This window comes from Sporolactobacillus shoreicorticis (assembly GCF_024125445.1).
GTDB classification, from domain to species: Bacteria; Bacillota; Bacilli; order Bacillales; family Sporolactobacillaceae; genus Sporolactobacillus; species Sporolactobacillus shoreicorticis.
Map to the genome: position 1 here is coordinate 286,483 of NZ_JAMXWM010000001.1, position 23,753 is coordinate 310,235.

Sequence of the window (23,753 nt, forward strand, 5' to 3'; positions counted from 1 at the left end):
ATCTGCTGCTGCGAAAAAGGAAAAGTTGTGAAATTTAAAAAAGCGAATGTCCTAATTAGATTTGCAGCAGGACAAGCTCAAGGAAATTGATGCTTAATAATATCGGTTTGCCTGGCTTAGGTGTTTTATTTTTGACCCTTTGGGCAAGTTTTTTAGTGACAATTCCAATCATCGTTGCTCGGGCAACTAACGTTTTTTCAGTTCATCCTCGCGCATCCATTGATGATGCTTCATGAGTTTGCCTGTATTTGTATCGGTGTAGCTCACTCGGTACACATTTGTTTTACTGCCGCTGTCAATCGTTGCGGTTGCGCCGTTCATCCCCTCCATGTGACCGGCTTTGAGTTTCACTTTTGTGCCTTTGGGCAAAAGGGCGTTGCTTTTCGTTGCCAATTCTTCTTGAACGACCCATTTATGATTTCTGACCGGCTTGCCACCGGTAATTGGCTTATATGACACACTGTAAACATGAGTTGTATAGACGGCCTCGACAGTCCCCTTCGCATTTTTCATTCCGGCCATGTGACCGTTGAGCAATGTGATCTTGCTCCCCTTTTTATAGTTCGGATTGTTGGCCTCCTGAAGATCCAGCGTTTGGTCGTCGTCCGATTCCATATGATCCATGGACTCATGACTTGAAGACTCGTGAGTTGACGAGTGGCCGGAGTCCGCATTTTGCGTCGTGCCGCAGGCAGTGAGTAAAACCAATATAATGAGCCCGGCCGAAGAAATGATCTTTTTCAACATGTAACAAAACAGCTCCTTTGCGGTACATGATTATTCATTCCCCTAAAAGGACAAATAAAAACCGAAATTCCACTGGAATTTCGGTTGGAGACACAATCATGCAAAAAGCTGGACAAATTATATGTAGACTAATTTTTAGAGGAAAATTTTGAGGAAAGCAACTAAAAAATAGCAGATGGCAGAAAGAAAACTTTAAAAAAGCAAAACAACGACTTATGATTTAGGTGTTTTTTGCCGGTTTCTCTTATCAAATATTTTAAGGCAAACCTGTGAGATGATTGGTAAAAATAATTTGTTTGATATTAGCGCTTTTAGATTCGTTCATGCTAAAATAGTAAGATACATCTACTATACTTTTGTTAGTGTCTGCATCATCAATCAGCACAATCAAGTATGTGATTTGGGAGGCTTAAAATGAAAAGTTTTTTTGTTAGTAATGGTTCGGTAAAAATACATGTGCTTGAAAATGGAGTCCCTTCTCATGATACTCCGTCACTGCTTGTTATCGGTGGAATTTGGGAGCCTGCGGAGAGAGCAATTCCGATACTTTCACAGGTTGGAAGTCATACGGTTGCCTTGAGTTTCCGAGGGCGAGGATTAAGTTCAACTCCTGCTAAGGGTTACGATCTTGACGACCACCTTTCTGATGTTCAGGCAGTGGTGAAGCATCTTCAACTTGATCATTATTGTGTCCTCGGATTTTCACGTGGCGTATCCTATGCGCTTGGATGGAGTCTGAAGAATCAACAGAGCATGAGCGGACTGATTCTTGTTGATCAGCCTCCGCTGCATAGCAAGCCGGATTCAGAATCCGTAGCATTTTGGGCAAACCTTGAATACTTGGGTGTTCCAATACTGAATTTTATGCGAAAGACAGCGCTGGAAGGACTAGAAAGAGAGGCGACTCAGATCGATTTTTCCTCTCAGTTGTCACAATTGCGAATTCCTGTCACCTTTTTTGTAGGCAAGAATAAGAACTCTAAAATTCGATCCGATATCTCAGAAGAAATTTTACAACTTTATAGACAAAAAATCTCTTGTTTTAATCTTGTCACGTTTCAAAAATCCGGACACATGATACCGGACGAGGAACAACAAAAATACATTGCCGAAATAGCTTCGTTTATCAAGAAACGGAGTGAGTCATGAGGATTATAGGGCAAGTACTGGCGGCTGATTTGCCGTACAATTTATGCTCTTTTTTTTAAACTGCAATTTTTTCTGTTCCTTGATGGATAGAGACGTGGTATATTGTTTTTTCAATGAACCGGCAAGCGGTTTCGTGTCTTGATGATCGTTTTGTTCGTTTTCTTGTTGTCTAGGAAATTAAAGAATCTCAACTTGTGGATAACGCTCCGTTAAGCGATTCATTGAACTTTTGGTTGGTTGGATCAAAATAAACGAGCAATTTGTCTGAGTCAAAGTCAAACCTGTTCGTTTCGCCGGTCACTTTGTCTGGGTTAATGGCGACTGTGTCCCGTTCAAGCGCTCAAATATCTTTTTTGGGTGCCTTTTTTTAAATCTGCTGCTTAATTATGAGTAGCTTTAATTGAATGATGAACAATAGAATTTGGCACCGCAGTCAAAGTAATAGAATTCTTAATGAATTAATTATATAGTATGAATAATTCCCTTGGGTTGTTATATCATAATATATATAAATATGCATAAAATGAATAGTGTACTATATATGGAGGAAAAATAATGATTTCATTTACGGATGAAAAGTTGTTGAACTTATTAATTCAATATAATCCTTGGTGGAAAGGAATCCCCATATCTGAAAAAACGGCACCACCGCATCAACGATTCGCTTATTATGAAGCAAAAAAACTGCTCTTTCATAAAGATCTGCGTCGATTTGTGATCCTATCCGGTGCAAGACGCGTTGGAAAAACAACGATTATGTATCAGCTCATTCAGAGCCTTTTGGAAAATGGAGTGGCCGCGAGAAATATTGTTTACTTGTCTTTTGATAATCCTATTTTAAAATTAGGAGGTTTTGACGGTGTTTTAAGGGCCTATGATAATGCCTATCCTATTGATGGGGATCTTTATTTTTTCTTTGATGAAGTTCAGTATGCCGAAGATTGGGAAAGATGGATTAAGACTTTATATGATACACGCCTCAATCTGCGTCTTGTTGCAACCGTTTCCGCAAGCCCAGCTTTAGAAAAAGGATCTGCAGATAGCGGTGTGGGTCTATGGAGTGTGCTCAAAATTCCTACGCTATCCTTCTACGAGTATTGCGATCTCTTGCAATTGCCGTCGAGACCGTAGTTGGATGATGGGATACGACCAGCACAGCTCTATCGCTTGCAACAGAGTGATCTAACTAATCTCATGACAAAGTTCTCATCGCTTCAGCAGCATTTTAACCGTTATCTAGTGGTTGGTGGGTTCCCGGAACTTGCCCTTTCAAGCGATGATACGCTCTCACAAAGAATGCTTCGTGAGGATGTCGTCGATAAAGTTATAAAGCGAGATATTTTAACTCTTTTTAATGTCCGAAACCCTTTACAGCTTGAAAAAGTCTTTTTGTACCTATGTATGAATTCATCAAATCTCATCAATATATCAGCGATGGCTAAAGAGCTTGATAGCATGAACAAGATCACTTTATTAAATTATATACGTTTTTTGAAAGAGGCAAATCTCATCTATATCAGTGATCCGATTGGTATTGACGGCAAAGGAATTTTGAAACGTAAACCGAAAATTTATGTTGCTGATGCTGCCATTCGAAATGCTGTGCTCATGCTGGAGGATGTTATTACGGACCCAAATGAAATGGGCATTATGGTTGAAACGACAGTATATAAGCATATTGCTGCTTTTTACTACACAACAAATGCGCAAGTGGGTTATTATCGTAAGCTTAAAGAGAACGAAAAAGAAGTCGATGTTGTGGTCGAGCTTCCTGCCGCACGAATCTTATGCGAAGTGAAATACAGGGGAAATTCACGCATACCTGAAACAGATGCAATTATTGAACTTGCTAATGATGAAAGCAAAAAGACGCGAGGGGCTTTGGTTATCACAAAACGGGCAGAGGATTATGGTGTGACCGCCCATCACACGAGAATTCCAGTCGTACGAATCCCTGCACCGGCATTTTTATATCTGCTTGGTCATGCGGAAAAAGAGGGCTATGTAGCAAAAATGTAATAAAGAACGCATAGGATTTAGTATTGATTTTGCAAAGCAACTTAATTTTCTTTAACGTGCCTTTTTCAATGGCTGACCACGATCCACGGTAAAAATAGTTCATAGTGAAGAGCGGATTAATGAAAACGAGCAGTCTCAGCATCGGTTGAGGACGCTCGTTTCGTTTGAATTCCATCGGATCGCCGCGTCATGGCTCTTGTTCCTTCAGCGACGCCGAATGCTGTTCGAGGAGTCGGTACCGGTTGTAACGTTTTCTCGCTTCCGCCTCGTTTTGTTTGAGCAGGTGCGAATAACCCGCTGTATCGTGAGTGAATGCACTTGAGAAACGGTTTTCACCGGCAAGGAAATCTTGAAAAAAGTTCCACTGTGGCGGTCTTGAATCGATCTTCATGATTGCTTCGGCCTTCTTTGTTTCCGGAGTTCTATGGAAAAGAACCCAATAGCCGCAGTCAACAGCCTTTTTTTCCTCAATGACTGAGCTGTTCTTTGTGATACCATGCAGGATACACGGGCTGTAGGCGATCAGAATCGACGGGCCATTGTACGCCTCGGCTTCTTTAAAAACGTTGAGTGTATGCGCCGGATTCGCCCCGATGCAGATCTGGGCAACATAGGCATTCTCATAGGTCATGACGATTGACGCGAAGTCTTTTTTGACCTTTTTGTTTCCGGTGACGGAGAAGCGTGTGCGTGATCCTGTCGGACTCGCCTTCGACCGCTGTCCACCGGTGTTCGAATAGCCTTCATTGTCGAGCACGAGAATGTTTACGTCACTGTTCTCGGCTAGTATATGATCGATACCGCTTGAATCAATGTCATATGCCCAGCCGTCGCCGCCAATGATCCACTGTGAGCGCTTGGTGAAAAAATGGCGCATGGATAACACCGTTTGCAGTTCAGTATAAATTCCAGCTTCGTTGACTAACTCGGCGATGAGCCGTTCGACGACGGCACCGTGATGCGTGTGCTCCCGATAAGCAGTTAACCATTGGGCGGCGGCCTTGCGCAGTGCCGAACTGTATTTTCGTTCCTTTTGTATGGACTCCACTTGATAGGCGATATGCTGTTGTTCAAGTTCCGAACCTTGCTGTATGCCGAATCCGTATTCAGCATTATTTTCTAAAAGTGATGTTCCCCATACCGGTCCAAATCCGTTTTCATTTGTCGTGTAAGGAACGGAAGGTGCCGTGTTTCCCCAGATGGATGTACAGCCGGTTGCATTGGCGATCATCATTCTTGACCCGAACAGCTGTGTCAGCAATTTAATATAGGCGGGCTGACCGCATCCGGCACACGCGCCGGGAAATTCAAGCAGCGGTTGCTGAAATTGGCTGTCTCTGATGGTTGTCTTTGCCGCGTTTTTCGACTGTTTCGGCAACTCATGATGCGTCAGCACGAAATCCCAGTTCTTTGCCTCAGCATCCTTGATCGGAGCGATCGGCGTCATCGTCAGGCTTTTCGTTTTCGATGGACAAATATCCTGACAGAGTGAGCATCCGGTGCAATCCAATGGAGATACTTGCACGCGATAGCGAATTTCCGGCGACTTTTTCATTGCTTTAGTCGGAAGTTGAGCTGAGTCAGCGTCACCCGCTTTTAGAATGAACGGGCGGATGGATGCGTGCGGACAGATCATCGAGCAGAAATTACATCCGATACAGGTGTCGGGATTCCAAATCGGAATTTGAATCGCGAGATCGCGCTTGTCCTTCGCCGCGGTTCCTGCCGGAAAAGAGCCGTCGGTCAATCCGTTGTCGATCAGCGTGCCGACGGTGATTTGATCACCTTTATGCTGATTCATCACATTTTGGATGGAATGGAAATAGTCACGCTGATTGATGCTTTGGTCAATCGCCGTTTGTTGCGGAAGATCTGCCCAAAACTCAGGAATGTCGATTTTTTTAAGCCGCGTGACCGCTTCATCCATTGCCCGTGCGTTTTGCCATACGATCTCTTCACGGATTCCCGCAAACTTTTTCTGCGTTTCCTCTTTAAGCAGTTTGAGCGCCTGCGTAAATGGAATGATCGACGACAGGTAGAAAAAACAGATCTGCATGATGGTGTTGATATGCGGGCCGAGCGCGTATTTTTCCGCAATTTTATTTGCGGGAATGGTGTAAAATCGGATGTTCTGTCGTGCAAGATAGCGCTTCTGTTCATTTGTGAGCAGAAGCGCAAGCTCAGGTTCGGTTGTTTGACTGTTTACGAGAAATAAACCGTTGGCCTTCAGTCCGCGCAGCAAATCAAATTTCCGGATGTAACGTTCGCAGTAACAGACGACGGCGTCGGGTGTTTGGACATGATACGCCGAATAAATCGGCTGCTTCGAAAAACGTAAATGAGATATGGTCAGATTCCCGGATTTTTTCGGATCGTACCAAAATAAACCCTGGACATCGCGCCCGGTTGTTTCGCCGATAATTTTAGCCGTTTGTTTATTGCAGCTGACTGCCCCGTCTGAGCCAAAGCCCCAAGTACGCATCTGAAAGGCATCGCTGCCTGTCAGATCCTTTGATCCTGAGCCGAGGAGGGACAGATGGGTGACGTCATCGATAATCCCCAATGTAAAGCATGGTTTCGGTGCGCTTTTTTCTCCTTCAAAAAAGGCACTTCGGATCTGATCCGGTGTGACATCCTTTGAACCCAGGCCGTAGCGGCCGCCAATGATGATCGGATGTGAAGACAGCGTGTAGCACGCGTTCCGAACATCGGATACGAGCGGTTCCGAAACGGCACCAGGTTCTTTGGTGCGGTCCAGTACGACGAGTGATCGAACGGTTTTGGGAAGGCAGTCCAAGAAAAGCTGTTTCGGAAACGGCCGATAGAGGTGAATGGTGATCATGGCAAATCGTTTTCCGAGCGTGTTCTGCTCATCGACAACTTGGCGGACGGTCTGAGCGACAGATCCCATTGAAATGACAACCACCTCAGCATCACCGGCGCCATAGTAATCGACAGGCGCGCAGTTGGTCTGGAAAAGTGGGTTGAGTCTGGCAATCGCATTCGCCACAACCGATTCCGCCGTCTGATATTTCGGATTCACTGTTTCAAGCTGCTGAAAAAAGAGATCCGGCGTTACCGATGCTCCGGACGCGCGTGGTGCGTCGTTGCGCATGGCGTGCTCCTTCATTAAATGATAGGCGTCATGATTAAACGTTTTTTGAAGCTCATCATACTCCGGGACAACAATTTTTCGTAATTCATGGCTGGTATTAAATCCATCAATAAAGTGCACGACAGGCAGTGATAACGCGACAGCCGACAGATGGGCAGCGGCCGAAAACAAAGCGGCTTCCTGCACGGAGGAAGCAGCAAGCATAACGGCTCCGGTTTGCCGCACGGACATAACATCGCTGTGATCGCCGTATATACTCAGCACGCTGCTCGACACCGAACGCGCGGCGACATGAAGTACGGCCGGCAGCTGTTCGCCAACCATTTTATAGAGGGTCGGTGCCATTAACAATAACCCTTGGGATGAGGTATAGGAGGTGCACAGTGTTCCCGCCTTTAGAAGGCCGTGCATGGTGCCGGCAACGCCGCCTTCCGACTGCATTTCAATAACACGGACTTTGTGACCGAATATATTTTTACGCGCGTCACTGCTTGACCATTGCTCTGTTTTTTCTGCCATACCGGAGGATGGTGTAATCGGATAAATGACTGCGGCTTCGGTGAAGGCATAAGCCATTTCCGCAGCCGCTTCATTTCCGTCAATTACTTTTATCATTAAGAATCCTCCCCTTCTTGTTGCAGACTTCATGTATGTACCTTTATCTTAGAAGCGTTTGCAAGAAGAAACTAAAACTTTTCCCACTCAAAAATGGTAAAAATATGACCCACAAATGTAATCGTTTACAAACAAAACGCTTATCAAGTGATTTTCGCCTGAGTTGCCTGGGTCGATAATTACCTTTTTGTGGGCACATTTGTGCCAACTGTATTTTCTCATTTGCTTTACAATGAATCTGTGCTTCAAGGAGGTCGGAAAAAGAGAGGAGAAAAACGACACTATGGTATTAAAGGCAGCATTCATTTTTGCCGGCCCGAAAAGTCATCCTGCCGCTCACCACGCCTCTGTGAAATCACCGTCTGTTCATCTTGCTGTTTTTGGTGTGGCCAGTTATACAGAGGCTGCCGTGCTGGCTAAGGAGTTGGTGAAGGGAGGAGTAACAGCGATTGAGCTGTGCGGCACGTTCGGCAATAGAGGAATCGCCGCCGTGACAGAGGCTGTGGGAGAAAAGGCCTGCGTTGGTGCAGTCAAATTCGACGTTCACCCCGGACTGGATTTTCAAAGCGGGGACCGCCTTTTCTTGTCTTAATTGAATGAGGTGAGCAGCAGTGAATTATGATGCGGAAGAGCTTCAAAAATTGATTGAAACGAGTATTGCGGAGGGAAAGCGTCAAGAAAGCGACTCGGCATCCCCGCTGGATCAAGAGTATCCGTCCTTGATTCTGCTTGAAAAGTTGACGCCGATTGTTCGCGAGGTTGTTCAAAAAAGTATGGAAATGAACGTCAAAACGACGGTGACGCTCGCTGATTTAACCGGATCCATTATTTATTGTTACCGAATGCCGGGCTGTATTTTGGCCGGACTGGATCTATCAACTAAAAAGGCTTACTCGGCAGTAGCGATGAATGCCGCGACGGCGTCACTTCAGCAATCTGTTCAGCCGGGGGCCGATCTTTATCAATTAGAAACGATGACAAACGGGGAAATTGTTACCTTTGGCGGCGGTGTTCCACTCAGATCACCGAACGGTCGCCTTATTGGAGGCGTCGGCGTCAGCGGTGCGCCAAGATCGCAGCAGGATCATGAGCTTGCCGGTTATTTTGCCGAACGTTTTCTGCACATTTTCTTTAGTAAGTGAAACATCGCACATAAATAGGGCATTTAGGGTCGCTCTCTTTTTCATTACAAAGAAAAGACTCTGAAAATAAATTAAAGGAGCAGCATCATGACTAAAAATTATGAGGTTAAGCCTGGATTTTCGGAACCGTCACAACGCGTCAAAGCATTGAAAGAAGCGATTCTTGATACAACCCCGCGAATCGAAGCAGACCGTGCTCGTCTGATTACGCAATCGTATAAGGAAACCGAGTCGCTGCCGCAAGTGCTGCGCCACGCGAAAGCCTTGGAAAAAATTCTAACCGAGCTTCCCGTAGTCATCCGCGACAACGAATTGATTATCGGGGCTGCGACAGTAGATTCAAGATCGTGTCAGATTTTTCCTGAATATGGTCCTCAAGGACTGGATCAGGAATTTGATACGGTCGCCACACGCTCGGCAGATCCATTTGCGATTTCCGAGGATGTGAAGAAAGAATTAGCGGAAATATTTAACTATTGGAAAGGCCATACAACCAGCGAACTTGCGACTTCGTTAATGTCGGAGGATACCAAAGCCGCCTATAATGCCGGAGTCTTTACGGTCGGTAACTACCATCAGGGCGGAGTCGGACATCTCGCGGTTAATTATGAGAAAGTCCTGAAGGGCGGAATTCGCGGCGTGATCGCGGAAGTGATTCAAGCAATCAAGAACTCGGATCATTCCGCCCCCGACTGGGTTGAAAAAGAGCAGTACTATCAGGCAGCGTTGACAACCTTGAAGGCAGTGATTACCTTCGCTCATCGTTATGCGGACAAAGCGAGAGAATTGGCAAAATACACGAATGATTCAACGAGAAAAACGGAATTGTTGAAGATCGCCGAAATTTGCTCAAAGGTTCCTGAATATCCGGCAAGCAATTTCTACGAGGCACTTCAGTCGTTCTGGTTCGTTCAACTGATTATTCAAATTGAAGGTTCAGGCCACTCGATCTCTCCGGGGCGTTTTGATCAATACATGTATTCTTTCTATGAAAATGACGACTCGATCACACAAGAAGAGGCACAGGATCTGCTCGATGTTCTGTTCGTCAAGTTCAATGATTTGAACAAGCTGAGAGATATCGGAACAGCGACCGCTTTTGCGGGGTATCAATTGTGGCAGAACGTGAACTGCGGCGGACAGACAAAGGATGGCGAGGACGCTACCAACGCGCTGTCCTATATGGAAATTGAATCGATGGCCCACGTCATGATGTCCATGCCTTCACTATCGATTCGTGTTTGGAACGGTACGCCGGACGACTTCCTAATCAAGGCATGTGAATTATCACGATTAGGCGGCGGGCAACCTGCATTCTACAATGATGAAGAAATTGTCACAGCAAAGGTCAACCGCGGTGAGACACTTGAGGACGCGCGCAACTATGCGGTTATTGGTTGTGTCGAGCCTGCCAGTCAGGGAAAAGAAAACAGCTGGTGCGACGCCGCGCTCTTTAACTTGCCTAAGGTTCTTGAGATCGCGATGAATAACGGTCGGCTGAATGGCAAAGAATTCGGACCCAAGACCGGAGAATTCGAAGACTTTAAAACCTTTGATGATTTTGTAAACGTTTACGTTAAACAGATGAAATTCGCTGTCGGCCTGTTGGTACGCGCGGACAACGCGGTGGATTGGGCTCATTATGAACTCGGTCAATTGGCATTCGTATCGACGCTTGTCGACGACTGTATCAGCAAAGGCAAGACGCTTGAGCGCGGAGGTGCACATTATAATTTCACCGGACCACAGGGCATTGGCTCAGCTAATATTGGAAACGCTTTAATGGCGGTTAAGAAGCTTGTGTTTGATGACCAGACGCTGAGCATGAAGGAATTAAAGGAAGCGTTGGATCACAACTTCGGCAAAGAAGAAGGAATTGCCGCAACTTCTTCCGACACGGCTTACGATGCGATTGCCGAAGCAGTAAAGAAGGTACTCGGTGAAAACAGCAGCTTCGATGTGAAAAATCTGGATCTGAGCGGACTTTCATCAGGAGGCACATCGACAGCAGTCGCTTCTCCTGAAAAAAGTAAGTACCAGAAGATTCATGATTTGGTTATGGCGGTTGATAAATACGGCAACGACAAGGATGAGGTCGACTATTTGGCTCGTTTCGGTTCACGCGTTTACTGTGAAGAGCTGGAAAAATACGCGACCCCAAGAGGCGGCATTTATAATGCGGGTCTTTATCCGGTGTCCGGGAATGTTCTGTTCGGCACGTACATTAAAGCAACGCCGGACGGACGCTATGACAAAGAAACGATTGCCGACGGCGTATCCCCAACGCGTGGAACCGATACGCTCGGGCCGACGGCGGCAGCGAACTCGGTATCAAAGCTGGATCATTTTATCGCTTCAAACGGGACACTGTACAACATGAAGTTCAGCCCTTCCGCTGTAGCGGGATCGGAAGGCGTGCAGCGTCTGGCAGCATTGATTCGCGGATTCTTCGATCGCAAAGGCGGGCATGTTCAGTTTAACGTCATTGACAAACAAACGCTGCTTGACGCTCAGGCTCATCCGGAAAATCACAAGGATCTTATCGTCCGTGTCGCTGGCTACAGCGCACAATTTATTGCTTTGGATAAGACCGTTCAGGATGACATTATTGCCCGTACAGAATTTGACAGCTTCTGATTTTCGATGAGTTGTCGGGAAGGATCAAGCTATGGAAACGATTGATTACGAGAAAAAAGCGTGTGTTTTCAATATCCAACGCTATTCCATCCATGACGGACCGGGTATCCGAACGATCATATTTATGAAAGGATGTCCCCTGAGATGCAAATGGTGTTTTAATCCGGAATCTCAGAGCTACAAGCCGATGAAGGATTTCGGAACCATGATGAGCGTTCAGGATGTTTTTGATGAGATTAAAAAAGATCAGGGAGCCTATCGCAGGTCCGGAGGCGGAATCACGTTCTCAGGCGGTGAGGCACTGACTCATCCGGATTTTGTTGAAGAAGTAATCAAGGTATGCCGGATGAGCGGCTGGACGACAGCCGTCGAAACCGAAGCCTATGTCCCTGAGAAAACGATTCACCGACTTGTGCCTCAGCTTGATTATGTGCTGCTTGATATCAAGGCCATACCAAGTGACCTGCACAAGGAAGGGACCGGCGTGACGAATGAGCTGATTCTTCAGAATGCACTCATTATCAATGAAATCGCTAAAAATGTAGTGGTTCGCGTTCCGGTTATCCCGACGTTTAATTATTCGGAGAAGCAAATCAATTACATCTGTCGGTTCGCAAAGCATATGAATCATGTCGAGACGATTCATTTGCTTCCCTATACGGATTTTGGAAAGAGCAAGTATAAGATGCTGGATCGCACTTATGAGTTGGAAGGCATTAAACCGCTATCCGCCGATGACCTTTTGCCGTTGAGGGAACTTGTCGAAGGGCATGGGTTCAAGTGCGTGATCGGAGGATAAGAAAAAAGGAGGCCGGATGTGATGGATGATGAACTGCTCAAAAATGTCATGGATCAGGTAGAAAAGGAACTAAATTTAAGTAAGGGAGAGCCTGAGAAAATGAGCGAAAAGGCATGCAATATAACCGAATTTGTCGGAACAGGAATTGGTGATGCAATCGGATTGGTCATTGCGAACGTCGATTACCAGCTCCATGAAAAAATGAATATTGACAAGAAGTATCGTTCGATCGGCATTCTTGGTGCCCGCACCGGAGCCGGTCCGGAAATTATGGCGATCGATGAGGCGGTAAAAGCGACCAATACGGAGGTTCTTTCCGTCGAGCTTGCCCGAGATACGAAAGGAGGCGCCGGACATGGTTCACTGATCATCATCGGCAGCGAGGATGTTTCGGATGCCAGAAGAGCGATCGAGGTTGCTCTTGAGACGCTCAATCAGACCAACGGTGATGTGTACAGCAACGAAGCCGGTCATCTTGAATTTCAGTATACGGCCCGTGCCAGCTTTGCCATTGAGAAAGCGTTTGGCGCACCGGTCGGCAAATCCTTCGGGCTCATCTGTGCGGGCCCGGCAGCAATCGGTGTCGTGCTTGCCGATACGGCCGTGAAAGCGGCCAATGTCGAGGTTGTCGGCTATGCGTCACCGGGAAACGGTGGAACCGCGCATTCAAATGAAGTGATTCTAACCATCACAGGAGACTCCGGAGCCGTTCGGCAGGCGGTTATCGCGGCACGTGAAATCGGCTTGAAATTACTCGGATCAATGGGGGCCGATCCGGTATCGGTAACAAAGCCTTATATTTAAACCATTTAATTTAGGGGGAAAACATGATGAACTCAGATGCATTAGGAATGGTTGAGACGCGCGGATTTGTCGCGGCGGTGGAAGCGGCAGATGCAATGGTCAAGGCCGCGAATGTCACATTAATCGGATATAAAAAAGTCGGCTCCGGATTGGTTACCGTGCTGGTGCGCGGCGATGTCGGCGCGGTTCAGGCGGCGACCGATGCCGGAGTGGCCTCGGCAAGAAATGTCGGCGAGGTCGTTTCGACTCACGTCATTCCGAGACCGCACGCCGATACGGAAATACTGCTGCCTTCCAAGGAGAGTAAGGAAGGGTAACGGCAAGGCAAGAGGGTGTAACCCATGCAGCAAAATCTGGATACGTTGATTCAGCTGGTTATTCGTGAAGTGCTGGCACAAACCAAGCAGCCGGAAGCAGATACAGATCCGGGGCAGTCAAAAAAAAGACAGCTGTACGTGATTAAGACACTTCCCGGGACATTTCTATTTGCGCAAACAGAGCTGTATCGAAGACTGGACCAACGTTTTGATATCCATGTCATGGATTTGTCGGATGCGCGAAATGCGCCGGCTCCGGAAAAGGTCTTGACGCCGGCATGCGGTGATGCAGCCTCCGGGCAGCGCGTGCTTCTTCCGTCACTTTCCGGTGCGAGCCTTGCGAAGAGCGCTCTGGGTATTTCAGACACACCGGAAACGGAATGGATCGCTTACTGTTTTCGGAACGCAATTACTATCTGTGCATTGCAGGAGGGCCTTCCGCGTTTTTCTTTCAATGCGTCAAAACACTATGTATCGCTTTTTGCATCTTATGAACGGATTGTCCGTGGTTTCGGACTGAGAATCGTCGGCACCGACCAGCTGCTGAATGAGATCAGGGTGAAGAATCACGTGATTACCGCAGGCGACCTGTCCGGAGCAGATGAGCATGCATGGATCGAAATTCCCGAAGGCGCGGTGGTCACTACTCTGGCAAAGGAGGAAATTCGAAGGAAACATATGCACATAAAAACGGAAATGAAGAGGGGGTGATCGAATGCCAGACGCTTTAGGAATGCTGGAGGTAAGGGGCTATGTCGCCGCGATAACTTTTGCGGATGTGATGGCGAAGGTTGCGGATGTCACCATTCTCGAGTTAAAGAAGACGAGGGGAATGGGCTGGATGACGATTTTCATCGAGGGCGACGTTGCCGCGGTTCAGGCGGCTATCCAGGCGGCGAGCACTCAGTCAAGAGAAGAAAATCTATACGTTACGGCAAAAGTCATACCGAGACCGGCAACCGATTTAAAAGAGAAGCTGGTTCATTCACCTCTTGCGAAAGATCAGGAAAAATCGGATGACAAGGAAAAACAGCCGCCCGTCAAAACTTCGGCACCGCCAAAGGAAGCACAGTCCGAGAGTGAAGAGGCTCTGAAAGAACCGGAAAAACCAAAGAACACCGGTACAGCAAAAACAGAAACTAAGCCTGCGTCACGAAGAGGCGGGCGCAGAACAAAAAAAGCGGAGCCGGGAAAAAATTCCGACGATAAACCGGATAAACCGAAAGAATAGATCCACTAAGGAGGAACTTACAATGAATGATGCATTAGGAATGATTGAAACGAAGGGCTTTGTTCCTGCCGTAGAAGGCGCGGACGCAATGGTGAAGGCGGCAAATGTTCGCCTGATCGGCTACAAACAAATTGGAGCGGGCCTCGTAACCGTGCTGGTACGTGGTGATGTGGGTGCCGTGAAGGCGGCAACCGACGCAGGCGCCGCGGCGGCAAAAAATGTCGGTGAAGTGAAATCGGTCCACGTCATTCCGCGCCCGCACACTGATGTGGAACTCATCCTGCAAGATAAAGAAGGCTAATCGCAATGAATGAAGCAGCTGTGAAAACAATTGTCACTCGAGTGCTTAAAAACCTGAAGAGTATTGTCAAGATCCCAATTGGTGTTTCCAATCGCCATGTGCACCTTACTGAAGCGGATTTTCAGAAGCTTTTCCCGGGGAAAAAGCAGTTGACAGTCAAAAAGGAATTGTCACAGCCGGGACAGTTTGCCGCCAACGAATCGGTGACGGTTATCGGCCCAAAAGGCGAAATCGGCAAGCTTCGAATCCTGGGACCGTTTCGGTCCAATTCTCAAGTGGAATTGTCGGCTACAGATGCAAGGACAATCGGTGTGAAAGCACCGATTCGTCTTTCAGGCGACATTTCCGGGACTCCGGGAATAGTGCTTCGATCGCCATATGGGGAGCTTCAACTGGAGGAAGGCGTCATTGTCGCCAAGCGACACATTCATATGTCAGAAAACGACGCGTCACTCCTTGGATTGAAGCAAGGTGATGTCGTTGCTGTTGAGGCTTCAGGCGACGGACGGAAAATCGTTTTCAATGATGTTGTGATCCGTACCGGTTCGCGCTTCAATCTGGAAATGCACATCGATACCGACGAAGCAAATGCGGGAAATATTACCTCGGCAGTCATTGGACGATTTATCTAAGTTTGTAAAATCATGCCCGCAGACCTTGAATAAAAACAGACCGGGGGGACGCAAGATGGACACAATCGACAAAGCAAACGAACGACTGATTCAAGCAAAAACGATCGCGAATACGGATCACCCGGTCGCGCTTTCTAAAGGCACAAGGATTCGAGCGGGCGTTGATTTAGGCACGTCATCAATTGTTCTGTCTGTTGTCAATGAACAGGGGGATCCCGTGTTCACCGGCTATCAGGAAGCGAATGTGGTACGCGACGGATTAGTCGTGAATTATATCGAAGCGGTAAACATCACCCGGAGACTGAGGATGCAGGCGGAAGCCCGGCTCGGCGTTCCAATTCGCAACGCGTCCGGTGCAATTCCGCCGGGAACGATCGGTAATAACAGAAATGTGGTCGGACATGTGATTGAAGCTGCCGATATGGAACTCGTCTCTATATTAGACGAACCGACTGCTGCTGCAAGAGTTCTCGGTGTTCAAAACGGCGCAGTTGTCGATATCGGCGGCGGAACAACCGGAATCAGTATTTTTAAGGAGGGAAAAGTGGCCTTTTCAGGTGACGAACCGACCGGCGGTACACAAATGACGCTTGTTTTATCCGGTTATCTGAATGTCTCCATTGCAGAAGGAGAGCGGATCAAGCGAGATAAAACGAAGCAAAAGGAGAACTTTCAAATCATTCGGCCGGTGGTTGAAAAGATGGCATCCATTACATCACGATTTATCGACGAGTACGGAGCTGCCGTAGACACTGTCTATCTGGTTGGGGGAGCAACAGATTTTTCGGAATTTGCGGGGACATTCTCTAAATTACTCGGTCGTGAGGTTGTGCAGCCGGCCTGTCCTCGTTTTGTGACCCCACTGGGAATCGCGATGAGCGTGAATGATGAATAGGAAGTGATGATCCATGTATTTAGCGAAGGTTGTCGGGAATGTTGTATCAACGAAGAAGAAAGAAGAATTGACCGGTTATAAACTTATGATTGTCACCATCGTCGGATCCGACGATGAAAAATGGGAAAAACGGATTGTTGCTGTGGATCTTGTCGGGGCAGGGCGTGATGAATATGTGCTCGTTTCCTGCGGAAGCTCCGCGCGAGCGGCACTGAAACATCCCGAATCGCCGATTGATGCAGCCATTGTCGGTATCATAGACAGCTTCGCAGAATGATTGAGAGCCAAAAGAAAGGTGAGACCAGTAATGGATATTGATAAATTGGTAGATCGTATTCTCAAGGATTCAAAAATTGACTTGGCATTTGAGACAGAACCCACACAGACTGTTTCAAAGTCCGTAACGGAAAATACGCCGATATCCGGTAAAGACGGTGTTTTTGACACGGTCGATGAAGCAGTAAAGGCAGCAAAAAAAGCGCAGAAACTCTATTTCCATGTTTCACTGGCAAGACGAAAAAAGGTGATTCAGGCCATACGGGATACGCTGCTTCCGGAAATCGAGGAAATCGCCCGAATGGGGTATGAAGAGACGAACATGGGCAATCTTCAGGATAAAATTCAAAAGAATTATCTGGCGCTCACCAACACACCAGGCGTTGAGGATCTCAACACGCTGACGCAGGTGCTGACCGGAGACGATGGCATGACCCTTTATGAATTATGTCCTTATGGTGTAATCGGAGCCATTGCGCCTAGCACGAATCCTACTGAAACCCTGATCAACAATGCGATCGGCATGCTGGCGGCAGGTAACGCAATCTATTTCAGCCCGCATCCCGGAGCGAAAAACAGCTCAGCCTGTCTGATTCAGAAATTGAATCGAATCGTCAGTGAGGCAAGCGGTATTGATAATCTGATCGTCACAATCAAGGAACCGTCGATTGAAGCTGCTCAGGCGATGATGGTTCATCCGGATATCAATCTGCTCGTCGTTACCGGCGGCCCCGGTGTCGTCAGCCAGGCGATGAAAAGCGGAAAGAAGGTTATGGGCGCCGGTGCCGGAAATCCGCCTACTCTGGTTGATGAAACAGCAAATATCGAAAAGGCGGCGGTAGATATTGTTGACGGCGCTTCATTCGATAACAACCTCCCATGTATCGCGGAGAAAAATGTGGTCGTTGTCAATAAGGTCGCGGATTTTCTGTTGTACAACATGGAAAAGGCCGGTGCCTTTTACGTGAAAGAACTGTCCGACATTAAAAAATTGGAAGCGCTGACTGTGACCGCAAAGCAAACACCAAACAAGAAATATGTCGGCAAGTCGGCCGAGAAGATTCTTCAGGATGCGGGCGTTTCCTATAACGGTCATCCGCGACTTGTACTCGTCGAGTCTACACCGGATATGCCGTTCGCCAAAATCGAAATGTTAATGCCGGTTGTTCCGTTCATCCGTGTTCCGGATTTTGACGCGGCGCTGGCCGTCTGTCTGGAATTGGAACATGGATTGCATCATACGGCGACCATGCACTCGGAAAATGTGACGCGGTTAAATAAAGTTGCACGGGAAATGCAGACCTCTATTTTCGTGAAAAACGGTCCGTCGTTTGCCGGTATCGGCTTCAAGGGTGAGGGACCGACAACGTTCACCATCGCAACACCTACCGGCGAGGGAACAACATCGGCCCGAAACTTTGCGCGTGTCAGAAGATGTGTTCTGACCGACGGTTTCTCAATTAAGTAAAGGAAGTGTTTCCGATGGGCATGTTCTTTCTCAGAACAAAAATTCTGATCAACGATGCAGTTAATCAAGAAATTGACCACATTCACGCGGAACGTGTATGGATTGGCTGCGACCCGTTCCTTGTAACAAATGAACGCGTTAAGGAGATCATCGGCAATTTGGAAAGAAAGAATGAGGTTTCTGTGTTCAGCGATATCGTGCCGGAACCTCCGCTTGAAAAAATAGCTTCCGGAATTGCTTCCGTAGTCGGTTATAAACCTACGATTATTCTTGCCATTGGCGGAGGATCGGCAATCGATACGGCCAAGGCTGTACGGTTTTTCGCACAGAAAAAGTTTCCACTTCATATCAAGACGTTCTATGCGATGCCAACGACTAGCGGAACAGGTTCGGAGGTGACGGGCGTCGCCGTGGTTACCGATGTGCAGAACAAGACGAAGTATCCGCTCACCGACGATGCGATTGTACCAGATGTTGCCTTACTGTTGCCCGAGCTTGTTGCCGGTTGCCCGAAATCAGTGACGGCATTCAGCGGGATGGATGTCTTGACCCACGCGCTGGAGGCGCTTGTGGCAACACAGGCCAACGCATTCAGTGACGCGTTGGCCGAAAAGGCAGCGTCTCTTGTCTTTGAGTATCTGCCCAAATGCTATGAGGATGGAACGAATCTTGCCAGCCGTTCCATCATGCATGAGGCGTCATGTCTTGCCGGAGTAGCGTTTCAGAACGCGGGACTCGGGGTCAGCCACGCGATTGCCCATCAAATTGGCGGGCAGTTCCATCTGCCTCATGGACTTGTGAATTCAATTTTGCTACCGCATGTCGTGCATTATAATGCAACGGATTCGGCAGCTAAGAGTAAATATGCCGTCGCAGCGCGCAAGTTGGGAATTGCGGCATGGAATGACGATGATGCGGCGGCCGTGCGGCTCCTTATTCAAAAGATTGTGAGTTTGTCTGTGAAGTTAAACTGTTCTCAAAGTTTAACTGAATCCGGAGTGTCCAAGGAAGCGATTGCTTCCGGACTTGGAGAAATCATTGAGAATGCACAGAAGGATTTCACCTATCAGTACAATCCGATTGTACCAACAAAGAAGGATTTAGTAGACCTTCTGCTTGCAAGTGTCTGAACAGGAGGAATACGGTTCTTCGATTGGCATTCTATGGGTTTAACATCCTAAAAGAAAAAGGTGATCTGTTATGAACGCTTACCTAGGTGAATTTTTAGGTACAATGATTCTCATCATGTTCGGAGCCGGTGTCGGTGCGTCGATAAATTTGAAAAAGGCCTATGCGCAAGGCTCGGGCTGGGTCATGATTGCATTCGGCTGGGGATTCGCCGTTATGCTTGGCGTTTACACGGCCGGTTACTTCGGGGCTCCCGGTCATTTGAATCCCGCACTGACCATCGCATTTGCGGCGGGTGGCTTGATTAAATGGTCGATCGTTCCGGGTTTTGTGCTTGCCCAGGTTGCAGGCGCATTTCTCGGTGCGGCAATTACCGTTCTCCATTTCTACCCGCATTTTAAAATCACGAAGAAGGATGAAGGAAATTCAGTCGCTATATTCGCGACGGTGCCTTCAATAGAGAACCAGACCTTTAACTTTATTAGTGAAGTCATCGCCACCTTTGCGTTTACACTTTGTCTGCTGACACTTGGAGATTTTACAGCAGGGCTTAAACCCTTGATCGCCGGATTCCTCATCGCGGCAATCGGCTTTTCATTCGGCTCTACAACCGGATACGCCATTAATCCTGCCCGAGATTTCGGTCCGCGATTCGCCTATGCGGTGCTGCCGATTCCGAATAAAGGTTCAGCGAATTGGTCGTATGCCTGGATTCCGATTGTCGGACCGATCATCGGCGCGTGGCTGGCGACAATCTTAGTCGGGCTGATTTAAAAAGGAAAGGAGATAAACCATGACCGATAAATTATTAGCGATTAATTCAGGAAGTTCATCGTTAAAATTCAAATTGTTTGAAATGCCAGAGGAAAAAGTCATTCTTAGCGGTTTGTATGAACGGCTTGGATTCCAAAACGCAACGTTTGTCTTGACGTATAAAAGTCTGAAGACTAAAGAAACGTTGGCGATTACCTCACATGAAGAAGCCGTTGATCACTTGCTAAATGTGCTGCTTCGCCTCAAGGTCGTGGAGTCTCTTGAGGAAATAACCGGTGTCGGACACCGCGTCGCCCATGGTGGGGAACTTTTTAAATGCTCGATTCGTGTGGGGGAAAAGGAACTCCATGCGATTGAAGAATTAAGCGAACTCGCGCCGCTGCATAATCCGGTGAATGCCATCGGAATTAAGCTGTTCGCAAAAGCGCTCCCGAACGCAATTCAGGCAGCAGTGTTTGATACATCATTTCATCAAACCATGCCGGCAGAAAACTATCTGTATCCGATACCTCATGAGTTCTATGAAAAGTATAAGATCAGAAAATACGGATTCCACGGCACCAGTCATGAATATGTCGCCAATGAGGCAGCCGGGATTCTTGGCAAAAAAATAACCGATCTGAAGATCATTACCTGCCATCTGGGGAACGGTGCCAGCATTTGCTGCATCGACCGAGGAAAATCTATTAACACGTCGATGGGATTTACACCAACGGCAGGGTTGATGATGGGCACTCGCTCCGGGGATATTGATCCGACCGTACTGACCTATCTTCAGAGAAAGCTGAATCTCACGACTGACGAAACCGAGCGTGTCATCAATCTGAGATCGGGAATCCTTGGCGTTTCCGGAGTATCGAATGATTTCCGTGATGTTGAAAGGTGCGCCAATGCAGGCGAAGAACAATCGATTCTGGCCATTGAAATGTTTGTCAAGCGTATTTGCAGTTTCATTTTGACCTACGTCTTTGAACTCGGGAAACTTGACGCACTTGTTTTTACGGCAGGAATTGGGGAAAATTCCGCATTCATCAGAGAGAAGGTATGCGGGTCATTAAAAGGTTTGGGTTTGGCGCTCGATCCGAAAAAAAATGAATCGAATGAGCCGATGATTCAATCGGAGCATTCGACGTCGGCAATCATGGTTGTCCCGACTGATGAAGAGCTGGTGATCGCCAGAGACACCTTTTCTCTTTTAGAAAAGGTGCGTAAAAAAAAATCAAGTCATGGCTTGACCATTCGCGATCAACAACGGATAAATAGTAATTATCTCACAGTGCAAGTCTCTAAGATTGTGTATAATTAGGACAGGAATGTGAAAGCGCTTTCTGAGGAGGCAGTGAGATGAAATCCGCACAGTTAGTTCATGCAGCTTATGAAGATGAGTCAGCAAAGAGCGATATGTATACAAAGTACGAGCAAAAAATTATCAATGAAGTTGGTTTGAGACGAATTATTGATGTGCCTTCCTTGCAGAAAGTTCAGGATGATCTGGCGAGCATTACCGGATTATCCATGGTCACAGTGGATTCTAAAGGAATACCAATCACGGAAGAGAGTGGTTTTTCCACATTTTGTGCCGCACGGAGAAAAATCACATCATGTAAGGAGAACTGCTTTTTTTCCGATGCTTATGGCGGATTAAAAGCGGCGATTTCGAACTCACCTTATGTATACCGATGTCCGGCCGGTTTGGTTGATTGCGCGGTGCCGATTTTTGTAAGCAACCAGCCGCTCGGCGCCGTGCTTATGGGTCAGGTCCGCTGTCCTGATTCCGGCACGCTTGAAAATGTCGAAAAATTTGTCAAGGAAAAGATCAGTAAAGAGCATTGTGCCGAATTGATGGAAAAATATGAACAGACCACTATTCTTGAAATAAATAAAATAAAAATGATCGGCAATATGATCTATTTTATTATTAAAGAGATGATGGAACGGAGGGTCGCTCAACTCGTTCAGGATGAGATAGAGCGAACAAATTTTGAACTTGTTGATGAACTGAGTGAGAAAGAAGCACAGCTAAACAAAATCCGTAAAAATGAACGCAGGCAGCTGAAAACTGAGCTTGCTCCGCAATTTCTTATGAGCATTATGAATGCAATCAGCAGCCTTTCCATACTTGAAGGAGCGCGGCAAACCAATGAATTGGTTTGTCTGTTCTCAAATATGTTGCGATATAATTTCGAAACGAAGGAGAAATTCGTTGCGCTTGATAAAGAATTGGTGAACTTGGATAACTATCTAGGTATCCAGCGCATTCGTTTCGCTGATCGATTCGACTATCAGATCGTGAAAAAATGTCAGACCAGAAATAAGAAGGTACCTTATCTCGTATTCTTTCCTTTTGTTGAAAACGCGATTCTGCATGGCATTCTGCCGGGGAAAAAAAAGGGTAAAGTAGTAGTGACAGTGGAAGATTGTTCAGATCGAAACTATTTGATCACGATTGAGGATAACGGCAGAGGAATGGATCAAGAGGATGTGGATCGGCTGCTGGGAAACCAAGCGCAAACGAACACAGAGAAGAGTGCGCTTAAAGGAATCAGCATCTATAACACGAGAAAAAGGCTGGTTGGTTATTTCGGAAAAGAATACGATATAAAGATCCAAAGCCGACGGAATTTCGGTTTTACTGTATATTGCCGGATTCCTGCCGTGATCGAGGAGCATGATGGAGATGACGAAGCTTAACGTACTAATTGCCGATTTGGACTATCTCTTCCAACAAGCGCTGAAAAAGGTTCTCTCCGAAGATCAGCGCTTTACGGTTTTTGAAACAGACGGTGAGCAAAAAGGAGATTTGGTTGATTTATGCAGTCGTTATATGCCTGATATTCTTTTTACGGATATCTTGGAAAACGGTGAACCGTCGAGTGATCCGGTAAAGAAAGTCTGTCAGGCATTTCCATCAATACGTGTTTATATTTTTACAAATTACAGTGAATTTCATTTGATTCAGGAGCTGATGCGGTCGGGTATTGCCGATTATCTGCTACTGCCTTTATCACTCGCCCAGTTGTCGGCGCTGCTGAATGAGGTTGAAAAAAAGGCGAGTTTCAACACCCTGACGGATAAGATCGCCCTGCTGCTAACAAAACAGAACTTTGAAGAACTTTACCGGAATCTTCCCGTGTTAGCGAATGAGATTCAACAGTCGTTTAAAAAAGATTCACAGTCGGTGAATCTTCAGCTTGAAAAGGTTATATCAGTCAGTCTGAAGCTGATCCATTGTACCAATCCGGAGCAGCAAGCACGCTATCGGCAGAAATTAACATTCAGCAGGGACGTGATTGAGGATGACCTGAAGCTTCAGTTCATGCTGTTTGACTATTTCGATGAGTTGTATAAACAGCGTACGATTCAGAAACGGCCGCAGATGTCTCAGGTCTTTCATTACATTGAAAGGACTATTTATCAGGATATTTCGCTTGCCGCGACATCAGACGCATGCGGGATCAGTCAAGGGTATTTGAGCCGAGTGATGAAAGAGCAGTACGGATTCGGATTTAATCAGTATATTCAGATGAAGAAAATTCAGCTGGCGAAACAAGCCTTTTATTTTAATCATGATAAAGTGATTGATGTGGCTTTCCAGCTCTCATACAACGAACCCAGTTATTTCACCAAGGTTTTTAAAAGAGTCGAGAAGATGTCGCCAAATCAATTCAAGAAAAAGCTCATGGGGAACGGTTAGCCAATTTGAG

The 23,753-nt window shown here is 46.8% G+C and carries 22 protein-coding genes and 1 pseudogene; 21 read left to right on the plus strand and 2 right to left on the minus strand.

The annotated features are described in order from the left end of the window. Window positions 1–186 precede the first annotated feature (186 nt). Window positions 187–747 (minus strand): YdhK family protein, encoded by a 561-nt coding sequence (locus tag NIE88_RS01335; RefSeq protein ID WP_253057897.1) that lies wholly within the window; start codon window positions 745–747, stop codon window positions 187–189. A 414-nt stretch (window positions 748–1,161) separates the two neighbouring features. On the opposite strand from NIE88_RS01335, the gene NIE88_RS01340 reads away from it, so the two are divergent. The 3 genes from NIE88_RS01340 to NIE88_RS01350 all read left to right on the plus strand — a co-directional run bounded on the left by NIE88_RS01340 (window position 1,162) and on the right by NIE88_RS01350 (window position 3,915). Then, a complete protein-coding gene (locus NIE88_RS01340) occupies window positions 1,162–1,896 on the plus strand; it encodes an alpha/beta fold hydrolase (protein WP_253057898.1) in 735 nt (244 codons plus the stop codon). A gap of 555 nt (window positions 1,897–2,451) precedes the next feature. After that, window positions 2,452–3,027 carry an ATP-binding protein gene (locus tag NIE88_RS01345; RefSeq protein ID WP_253057899.1) on the plus strand — a complete coding sequence of 192 codons (576 nt, stop codon included), beginning with the start codon at window positions 2,452–2,454 and terminating at the stop codon, window positions 3,025–3,027. Further along, window positions 3,028–3,915, plus strand: a complete 888-nt coding sequence (locus tag NIE88_RS01350) for an ATP-binding protein (RefSeq protein WP_253057900.1) — start codon at window positions 3,028–3,030, stop codon at window positions 3,913–3,915. A 187-nt stretch (window positions 3,916–4,102) separates the two neighbouring features. Here NIE88_RS01350 and nifJ read toward each other — a convergent pair whose 3' ends face one another. After that, entirely contained in the window at window positions 4,103–7,645 is a 3,543-nt protein-coding gene (nifJ, locus tag NIE88_RS01355; RefSeq protein ID WP_253057901.1) for a pyruvate:ferredoxin (flavodoxin) oxidoreductase, read from the minus strand. Window positions 7,646–7,928: 283 nt separating this feature from the next. Here nifJ and NIE88_RS01360 point away from each other — a divergent pair, with 283 nt between their 5' ends. The 18 genes and pseudogenes from NIE88_RS01360 (at window position 7,929) to NIE88_RS01445 (ending at window position 23,743) form a co-directional block, all read left to right on the plus strand. Beyond that, on the plus strand, window positions 7,929–8,237 hold the full coding sequence (locus NIE88_RS01360) for a DUF6506 family protein (RefSeq protein ID WP_253057902.1): 309 nt from the start codon (window positions 7,929–7,931) through the stop codon (window positions 8,235–8,237). Between the two features lie 19 nt (window positions 8,238–8,256). Further along, window positions 8,257–8,787, plus strand: a complete 531-nt coding sequence (locus NIE88_RS01365) for a GlcG/HbpS family heme-binding protein (protein ID WP_253057903.1) — start codon at window positions 8,257–8,259, stop codon at window positions 8,785–8,787. 87 nt (window positions 8,788–8,874) lie between these two features. Next, a complete protein-coding gene (locus NIE88_RS01370; RefSeq protein ID WP_253057904.1) occupies window positions 8,875–11,424 on the plus strand; it encodes a glycyl radical protein in 2,550 nt (849 codons plus the stop codon). A 31-nt stretch (window positions 11,425–11,455) separates the two neighbouring features. Continuing rightward, the gene (locus tag NIE88_RS01375; RefSeq protein WP_253057905.1) at window positions 11,456–12,223 is read left to right on the plus strand and encodes a glycyl-radical enzyme activating protein; all 768 of its coding nucleotides are present in this window, start codon (window positions 11,456–11,458) and stop codon (window positions 12,221–12,223) included. A gap of 21 nt (window positions 12,224–12,244) precedes the next feature. Beyond that, window positions 12,245–13,027 carry a propanediol utilization microcompartment protein PduB gene (gene pduB / locus NIE88_RS01380; protein WP_253057906.1) on the plus strand — a complete coding sequence of 261 codons (783 nt, stop codon included), beginning with the start codon at window positions 12,245–12,247 and terminating at the stop codon, window positions 13,025–13,027. A 26-nt stretch (window positions 13,028–13,053) separates the two neighbouring features. Continuing rightward, on the plus strand, window positions 13,054–13,344 hold the full coding sequence (locus NIE88_RS01385; RefSeq protein WP_253057907.1) for a BMC domain-containing protein: 291 nt from the start codon (window positions 13,054–13,056) through the stop codon (window positions 13,342–13,344). A 24-nt stretch (window positions 13,345–13,368) separates the two neighbouring features. Further along, complete coding sequence (locus tag NIE88_RS01390; protein WP_253057908.1) at window positions 13,369–14,055, plus strand: hypothetical protein; 687 nt, start codon at window positions 13,369–13,371, stop codon at window positions 14,053–14,055. A gap of 4 nt (window positions 14,056–14,059) precedes the next feature. Then, window positions 14,060–14,575: a BMC domain-containing protein gene (locus NIE88_RS01395; protein ID WP_253057909.1), complete on the plus strand. Its 516-nt coding sequence runs from the start codon at window positions 14,060–14,062 to the stop codon at window positions 14,573–14,575. A 22-nt stretch (window positions 14,576–14,597) separates the two neighbouring features. Continuing rightward, entirely contained in the window at window positions 14,598–14,876 is a 279-nt protein-coding gene (gene pduA / locus NIE88_RS01400; protein ID WP_253057910.1) for a propanediol utilization microcompartment protein PduA, read from the plus strand. 5 nt (window positions 14,877–14,881) lie between these two features. Beyond that, window positions 14,882–15,508 carry a phosphate propanoyltransferase gene (locus tag NIE88_RS01405; RefSeq protein WP_253057911.1) on the plus strand — a complete coding sequence of 209 codons (627 nt, stop codon included), beginning with the start codon at window positions 14,882–14,884 and terminating at the stop codon, window positions 15,506–15,508. A gap of 55 nt (window positions 15,509–15,563) precedes the next feature. Then, entirely contained in the window at window positions 15,564–16,403 is an 840-nt protein-coding gene (gene eutJ, locus NIE88_RS01410; RefSeq protein WP_253057912.1) for an ethanolamine utilization protein EutJ, read from the plus strand. Between the two features lie 13 nt (window positions 16,404–16,416). Then, complete coding sequence (locus NIE88_RS01415; RefSeq protein WP_253057913.1) at window positions 16,417–16,680, plus strand: EutN/CcmL family microcompartment protein; 264 nt, start codon at window positions 16,417–16,419, stop codon at window positions 16,678–16,680. 30 nt (window positions 16,681–16,710) lie between these two features. Further along, window positions 16,711–18,147, plus strand: coding sequence for an aldehyde dehydrogenase family protein (locus NIE88_RS01420; protein WP_290446242.1), 1,437 nt, complete (start codon window positions 16,711–16,713; stop codon window positions 18,145–18,147). 14 nt (window positions 18,148–18,161) lie between these two features. Beyond that, window positions 18,162–19,277: a 1-propanol dehydrogenase PduQ gene (locus tag NIE88_RS01425; RefSeq protein ID WP_253057914.1), complete on the plus strand. Its 1,116-nt coding sequence runs from the start codon at window positions 18,162–18,164 to the stop codon at window positions 19,275–19,277. Window positions 19,278–19,347: 70 nt separating this feature from the next. Beyond that, window positions 19,348–20,049, plus strand: coding sequence for an MIP/aquaporin family protein (locus tag NIE88_RS01430; protein WP_253057915.1), 702 nt, complete (start codon window positions 19,348–19,350; stop codon window positions 20,047–20,049). Window positions 20,050–20,068: 19 nt separating this feature from the next. Further along, a pseudogene (locus NIE88_RS01435) lies at window positions 20,069–21,244 on the plus strand (acetate/propionate family kinase); the annotation flags it as partial. Window positions 21,245–21,393: 149 nt separating this feature from the next. Next, window positions 21,394–22,740 (plus strand): PocR ligand-binding domain-containing protein, encoded by a 1,347-nt coding sequence (locus NIE88_RS01440; RefSeq protein ID WP_253057916.1) that lies wholly within the window; start codon window positions 21,394–21,396, stop codon window positions 22,738–22,740. Then, window positions 22,727–23,743 carry a response regulator transcription factor gene (locus NIE88_RS01445; protein ID WP_253057917.1) on the plus strand — a complete coding sequence of 339 codons (1,017 nt, stop codon included), beginning with the start codon at window positions 22,727–22,729 and terminating at the stop codon, window positions 23,741–23,743. The genes NIE88_RS01440 and NIE88_RS01445 overlap by 14 nt, the downstream gene beginning before the upstream one ends. Window positions 23,744–23,753: the final 10 nt, after the last annotated feature.

Bases quoted from the DNA above. Each gene is read 5' to 3' on its own strand.
- NIE88_RS01335 (WP_253057897.1), bottom strand. From the start codon at position 747: ATGTTGAAAAAGATCATTTCTTCGGCCGGGCTCATTATATTGGTTTTA.
- NIE88_RS01340 (WP_253057898.1), top strand. From the start codon at position 1,162: ATGAAAAGTTTTTTTGTTAGTAATGGTTCGGTAAAAATACATGTGCTT.
- NIE88_RS01345 (WP_253057899.1), top strand. From the start codon at position 2,452: ATGATTTCATTTACGGATGAAAAGTTGTTGAACTTATTAATTCAATAT.
- nifJ (WP_253057901.1), bottom strand. From the start codon at position 7,645: ATGATAAAAGTAATTGACGGAAATGAAGCGGCTGCGGAAATGGCTTAT.
- NIE88_RS01360 (WP_253057902.1), top strand. From the start codon at position 7,929: ATGGTATTAAAGGCAGCATTCATTTTTGCCGGCCCGAAAAGTCATCCT.
- NIE88_RS01370 (WP_253057904.1), top strand. From the start codon at position 8,875: ATGACTAAAAATTATGAGGTTAAGCCTGGATTTTCGGAACCGTCACAA.
- NIE88_RS01375 (WP_253057905.1), top strand. From the start codon at position 11,456: ATGGAAACGATTGATTACGAGAAAAAAGCGTGTGTTTTCAATATCCAA.
- pduB (WP_253057906.1), top strand. From the start codon at position 12,245: ATGGATGATGAACTGCTCAAAAATGTCATGGATCAGGTAGAAAAGGAA.
- NIE88_RS01385 (WP_253057907.1), top strand. From the start codon at position 13,054: ATGAACTCAGATGCATTAGGAATGGTTGAGACGCGCGGATTTGTCGCG.
- NIE88_RS01390 (WP_253057908.1), top strand. From the start codon at position 13,369: ATGCAGCAAAATCTGGATACGTTGATTCAGCTGGTTATTCGTGAAGTG.
- NIE88_RS01395 (WP_253057909.1), top strand. From the start codon at position 14,060: ATGCCAGACGCTTTAGGAATGCTGGAGGTAAGGGGCTATGTCGCCGCG.
- pduA (WP_253057910.1), top strand. From the start codon at position 14,598: ATGAATGATGCATTAGGAATGATTGAAACGAAGGGCTTTGTTCCTGCC.
- NIE88_RS01405 (WP_253057911.1), top strand. From the start codon at position 14,882: ATGAATGAAGCAGCTGTGAAAACAATTGTCACTCGAGTGCTTAAAAAC.
- eutJ (WP_253057912.1), top strand. From the start codon at position 15,564: ATGGACACAATCGACAAAGCAAACGAACGACTGATTCAAGCAAAAACG.
- NIE88_RS01415 (WP_253057913.1), top strand. From the start codon at position 16,417: ATGTATTTAGCGAAGGTTGTCGGGAATGTTGTATCAACGAAGAAGAAA.
- NIE88_RS01420 (WP_290446242.1), top strand. From the start codon at position 16,711: ATGGATATTGATAAATTGGTAGATCGTATTCTCAAGGATTCAAAAATT.
- NIE88_RS01425 (WP_253057914.1), top strand. From the start codon at position 18,162: ATGGGCATGTTCTTTCTCAGAACAAAAATTCTGATCAACGATGCAGTT.
- NIE88_RS01430 (WP_253057915.1), top strand. From the start codon at position 19,348: ATGAACGCTTACCTAGGTGAATTTTTAGGTACAATGATTCTCATCATG.
- NIE88_RS01440 (WP_253057916.1), top strand. From the start codon at position 21,394: ATGAAATCCGCACAGTTAGTTCATGCAGCTTATGAAGATGAGTCAGCA.
- NIE88_RS01445 (WP_253057917.1), top strand. From the start codon at position 22,727: ATGACGAAGCTTAACGTACTAATTGCCGATTTGGACTATCTCTTCCAA.